The 4980-nt window shown below is 57.1% G+C and carries 4 protein-coding genes; all 4 read left to right on the top strand.

The features are described 5' to 3' along the window. The first annotated feature begins 5 nt into the window (after nucleotides 1–5). The 4 genes from THIDRDRAFT_RS22780 (at nucleotide 6) to xrtD (ending at nucleotide 4594) form a co-directional block, all read left to right on the top strand. Nucleotides 6–506 carry an IS5 family transposase gene (locus THIDRDRAFT_RS22780; protein WP_007043291.1) on the top strand — a complete coding sequence of 167 codons (501 nt, stop codon included), beginning with the start codon at nucleotides 6–8 and terminating at the stop codon, nucleotides 504–506. A 190-nt stretch (nucleotides 507–696) separates the two neighbouring features. Beyond that, the gene (locus tag THIDRDRAFT_RS22775) at nucleotides 697–918 is read left to right on the top strand and encodes a hypothetical protein (protein ID WP_007043290.1); all 222 of its coding nucleotides are present in this window, start codon (nucleotides 697–699) and stop codon (nucleotides 916–918) included. A gap of 769 nt (nucleotides 919–1687) precedes the next feature. Continuing rightward, nucleotides 1688–2863 carry an ISAs1 family transposase gene (locus tag THIDRDRAFT_RS22770; protein ID WP_139058882.1) on the top strand — a complete coding sequence of 392 codons (1176 nt, stop codon included), beginning with the start codon at nucleotides 1688–1690 and terminating at the stop codon, nucleotides 2861–2863. Nucleotides 2864–2983: 120 nt separating this feature from the next. Further along, nucleotides 2984–4594: a VPLPA-CTERM-specific exosortase XrtD gene (gene xrtD / locus THIDRDRAFT_RS22765; protein ID WP_007043288.1), complete on the top strand. Its 1611-nt coding sequence runs from the start codon at nucleotides 2984–2986 to the stop codon at nucleotides 4592–4594. Nucleotides 4595–4980 lie beyond the last annotated feature (386 nt).

Raw genomic sequence — 4980 nt, 5'->3', positions numbered from 1 at the left:
ATTAGATGGCTATATGCCATGCTCGACAGCACCATCGTGCGCGCTCATCAACACAGTGCAGGAGCTCCCAAAAAAAAGGAGAGCAAGCCATCGGGCGCAGCAAAGGCGGATTGAGCACGAAGATTCATGCTCGAACCGATGCCTTGGGTAACCCGACGGGTTTTTATCTGACGGGAGGACAGGCCTCGGATTTGGTCGGTGCCGATCACTTGCTGGTCGATCTGGAGGTCGAAGCACTGCTCGCGGACAAGGCCTATGATGCGGATGAGCGGGTGCTTGATGTGTTGGAAGCGTGCGGGGCGATAGCGGTGATTCCACCGAAGCGCAACCGCCTGGTCCAACGCGCTTACGACAAGGAATTGTATAAAGCGCGCCATCTGATTGAAAACTTTTTCTCGAAGATCAAGCAGTTCAGAGCGATTGCCACCCCTCAGTGTCAGGATAAGCTGTCTCGCAACTTTCTCGCCGGTGTGCACTTGGCCTCAGCATGCGTCCTACTTAATTGATGACAGGCCCTAGTGATGGTGACGAATGGGTTGGCGACAGAGGGCTACGGGCGGTATCGTCTGAGTCGACCAAAACCCCAGACGTGCCCGCCGATGCGCCCTCTGCCAACCTCGATTGTATCTGTTCTGCAGCCCTTTGCCTCCCTGTTCACCCGTCCGACCAGGGCACTTCACGAACCAGCACGCACGCATGGACTACCCCCGCCATCTCGCCAAGAAACTGCCGATCGACTCCGGTGTGGTCGAGGTCGCCTGCAAGACGCTGGTCAAGCAACGCCTCTGTGGCACCAGCATGCGTTGGAAGCACCAGGGAGCCAAGATCATGTTAAGCCTGCGTGCGCTCGTGCAGTCCACCGGGCGCTGGGTGCAATTCTGGGACAAGATCGATCAGTTCGGTGCTCAGCCGTGTTAATCGACATTACTTGAAGGCAGCACTCACCTTGATCACCCGCCTGCGTCTCGATGCCCGTCTGTTCGCCTTTCCCTAACCGGTCGCGCCCGGACGACGCGGCCCAAAGCCCAAGAAGGGCGCCGCCTTGGCCAAGCTGCACACCCAGGTCGACGAGGCGCGCGATCATGGCGAGGAGGTCACGGTTCAGTGGTACGGAAATCCTAAACGCCTGCGCGTCCTCAGTGCGGTCTGCCTGTGGCACCGCAGCGGCTGGCCACCGCTGCCGATTCGCTGGGTGCTGGTCGCCGATCCCAAAGGCAAACTGCCGACCCAGGCCTTTCTCAGCACCGATTTGACAATGACGCCGGCACGCATTGTCGAACTGTTCGTCTGGCGCTGGTCGCTGGAGGTTACCTGCGAGGAAACACCCCGCCATCTCGCTGTGGAAACCCCGTGTCAATGGAGCGACTTGGCCATCGCCCGGACCACGCCTGTACTGCTGGCGCTGTTCTCGCTCGCGTGTCTGATGGTCTATCAGTGGCGCGAGCGCTGGGACACCCTGGCACGCTCCACCGCCTGGTACTTCAAGCCGCAGGCGACCTTCTCGGACTGCCTGGCCCTGGTGCGCCGCACCCTCTGGGCCGAGGACAATTACAGCGACTCAACGTCAGAGCCCGACCAGGGCGATCGCATCAAAATATTACCGAATACTGTTGGACTGAATAGCCGGATTGCCCCAGACTCGCGCGCCCGTTTTTTGTTGCCCTTGCGAGAGTCCACCATGCCGGAAATGCCCTCGGATCGATCCTTGTTGACCCATTTCTCGACGCTGGAAGATCCGCGCTGTGCGATCAAGCAACGCCATCGGCTCAACGACATGATCGCGATCGCCATTACCGGTGTGCTCTGCGGGGCCGATGGCTGGGTGCAAATCGCCGAATTCGGACGTGCCAAGCAGGCATGGCTGGAACGTTTCCTGGAACTGCCCAACGGGATCCCCGCGCACGATACCTTCGGGCGGGTGTTCAGTCTGATCGATCCGCAGGTGTTCGAGACCTGCTTTCGAGACTGGGTGGCGACGCTACGTGAGATCCTTCCGGGCGAAGTGATCGCCATCGATGGCAAGACGTTGCGCCGCTCGCATGATCGGGGCAAGGGGCTGGGGGCGCTGCATCTGGTTAGTGCCTGGGCGGCAGACAATCGCCTGGTGCTCGGACAGATCGCCACCGAGGCCAAGTCCAATGAAATCACGGCCATCCCCAAGCTGTTGGATCTGTTGCTGATTCAGGGCTGTATCGTGACCATCGACGCCATGGGTTGCCAAACCAAGATCGCGGCCCAGATCATCGATCAAGGGGCCGATTACGTCCTCGCGCTCAAGGGCAACCAGAGCACCTTGGCCACCGAGGTTGAGGAGGCCTTCATCGACGCCGACGCCCGCGAGTATGTCGGACTGGACTCCCAGTTCCTGGAAACCGTCGAGCAGGGACATGGGCGGCGCGAGACACGCCGCTATCGCACCCTCGGCGATCTCTCCGGCGTGTCGCGTAGCGCCGGCTGGACGGCGTTGAATATGATCGGCATGGTCGAGTCCGAGCGCGAGATCCATGGGGTGACGTCGCGTGAGACGCGTTATTACATCGCGAACACCGGTAACGACGTGTCGGTTTTCGCCCGTGCCGTGCGCGCTCACTGGGGCGTGGAGAACGAGCTGCATTGGAGTCTCGATGTCGCCTTCAATGAGGATGCCTCGCGCGTGCGCGATCCCGATGCCCGCGAGAATCTGGCCGTGATGCGGCGCGTTGCCTTGACCCGTCTCAAGCACGACGACACCAAGCTCGGCATCCAGAGCAAGCGCCTGAAGGCCGCTTGGAACGAGGCCTATCTGGAGAAATTGCTCTTCGAGGCGCCGAAATCCACTGCACAATCATCAACGTCCAAATCCTCGAACATTAGGAAAACGTGATGCGATTGCCCTGGCGCCCGACCGGGTCCTAATTTCTGCCAAGCGGCTCGATCGCTTGCTCGATCAACTCGCGGCAACGGCTTAAATTGGCCAAAGCCGACTACGTAAGGAGATATCATTTTGCCAAACAAAACCCTAACGTCCTCATCAGCTGTCGACACATCACACCACCCATCCATCAGCTTAAGGCATCAAGTATGGCAGTGGGGACTTTTGGTATTCGCCATCGCTTTGCTTCCCATCATTTTCTCGAACGGCCTAGAAGACATGATAAATAAGTGGGGAGGCGAGGAGTATAGCCATGCCTACATGCTGCCTTTTATTTCCGCCTTTTTGGTCTGGCAGCGGTCATCTAAGCTCGCCCAAACGCCATTAAAACCAAGCTGCATCGGAGTGTTACTAGCGGCATTCGGGTTACTCGCATATACGGCGGGGGAACTCGGCACGATCATCACCGTCGTACAGTACGGTTTCTTCCTAACCCTTGGTGGACTACTGCTCTCAATTATGGGATGGAAGGCATTTCGAGTCATACTTCCAGCTTACTTAGTTCTTTTATTTATCGTACCGCTGCCAAACTTTTTATATAACAACCTCTCATCCCAACTCCAGCTCATATCATCACAAATTGGCGTTTCGGTCATTCGAATTTTCAGCATCCCTGTCTTTCTAGAAGGCAATGTCATCGATCTCGGGAATTATCAATTACAGGTCGTCGAAGCATGCAGCGGATTGAGATATCTTTTTCCGCTGTCTGCGCTTGGCTTCATCGCGGCGATACTCTTCAAAGGCGCATTTTGGAAAAAGACGGCGCTTTTCCTTTCGACGATCCCGATTACCGTATTGATGAATAGCTTTCGAATCGGGGTCATTGGAATCCTGGTGTATTATCAGGGAATCGGCATGGCGGAAGGCTTCCTTCATGACTTCGAGGGCTGGATCGTATTCATGGCATGCGCAGCGATCTTGGTGCTCGAAATGTGGCTGCTCGCCAAAATCGGTCCTGATCGCGCCTCGTTCGCCGATGCCTTCGCGATCGATGGACCCGAGCCAATCTCTGTGACGGAGAAAATCACCCAGCGCCGCCTAACCTGGTCGTTCTATGCGGTGCTTCCGATGCTTCTGGCCACCCTGGCGATATCTTTCATCCTTCCCGACCGCGAGGAGATCAAGCCTCAGCGGGCCGAGTTCGTATTCTTCCCATCGGATATCGGAGAATGGCATGGCCAACGCGGTCAGTTGGACCAGATCTACATCGATGCACTGAAATTCGACGACTATCTGCTGGCCGATTATCGCGATCCCGCAGGCGCTTCGATCAATCTCTACGTCGCCTATTACGGATCACAGCGTAACGGTGCTACTGTACATTCCCCCAAGAGCTGCCTGCCTGGGGGTGGTTGGCGTATCCAGGATTTCTCCCAGCGAGACGTTTCCGGCGCAGAGGTTGGCAATCAACCCTTGCGGGTCAACCGCTCTCTGATTCAGATGGGCGATGAACGTCTGCTGGTCTATTACTGGTTCCAGCAGCGTGGACGGGTGATGACGAACGAGTATCTGGTGAAGTGGTATCTGTTCTGGGATGCGCTCACGGGGAATCGAACGGACGGCGCATTGGTTAGGCTCACGATCGAGGCGCCACTTGGCGATGATCTAAAGGGTAAGGATGCGGTCCTGTCCGATTTCGCGCGCCAGATCGAGCCATCGTTGCGGCGCTTCATTCCAGAGTGAAGAATGGCGGCGGCAGGGCGAGCGCGTAGTAACCATCTCCCGGCAGAGCCTGGGGCTTTAAATTCGTGAGCCGCTCAAAGCGGCAAGGGGTCGCTAACGCGGCCCTACTACCTTGCACCTCAAATTCACTGGTTAATTTACGCCATCAGTGGCTTGCCGATGTAGGTCCAGCGGAAGGGCGTGGCGAGAGTCTGATTGAAGAAGTCGATGAATTCGAGGATCCGCGCTTTAAGCTACTCGGTAGATGAGAACCGTCCGCGCTTGAGTAGACGTCGGGTCAGAATGCCGAACCAGATCTCGACTTGGTTGAGCCCATCCCATTACACAGAACTCTGAGTGTACGATAGCGAACTATTTTTTCTGAGACATGTTGGAGCACACGATGG

The sequence above is a fragment of the Thiorhodococcus drewsii AZ1 genome (assembly GCF_000224065.1).
Classification (GTDB): Bacteria; Pseudomonadota; Gammaproteobacteria; order Chromatiales; family Chromatiaceae; genus Imhoffiella; species Imhoffiella drewsii.
The sequence above is the reverse complement of the archived record's forward strand: the minus strand, read 5'-3'. Positions and strand labels throughout refer to the sequence as shown.

What these genes read in the sequence shown, in the direction of transcription:
- THIDRDRAFT_RS22780 (WP_007043291.1), top strand. Translation starts at nt 6, where the DNA reads ATGGCTATATGCCATGCTCGACAGCACCATCGTGCGCGCTCATCAACA.
- THIDRDRAFT_RS22770 (WP_139058882.1), top strand. Translation starts at nt 1,688, where the DNA reads ATGCCCTCGGATCGATCCTTGTTGACCCATTTCTCGACGCTGGAAGAT.
- THIDRDRAFT_RS22775 (WP_007043290.1), top strand. Translation starts at nt 697, where the DNA reads ATGGACTACCCCCGCCATCTCGCCAAGAAACTGCCGATCGACTCCGGT.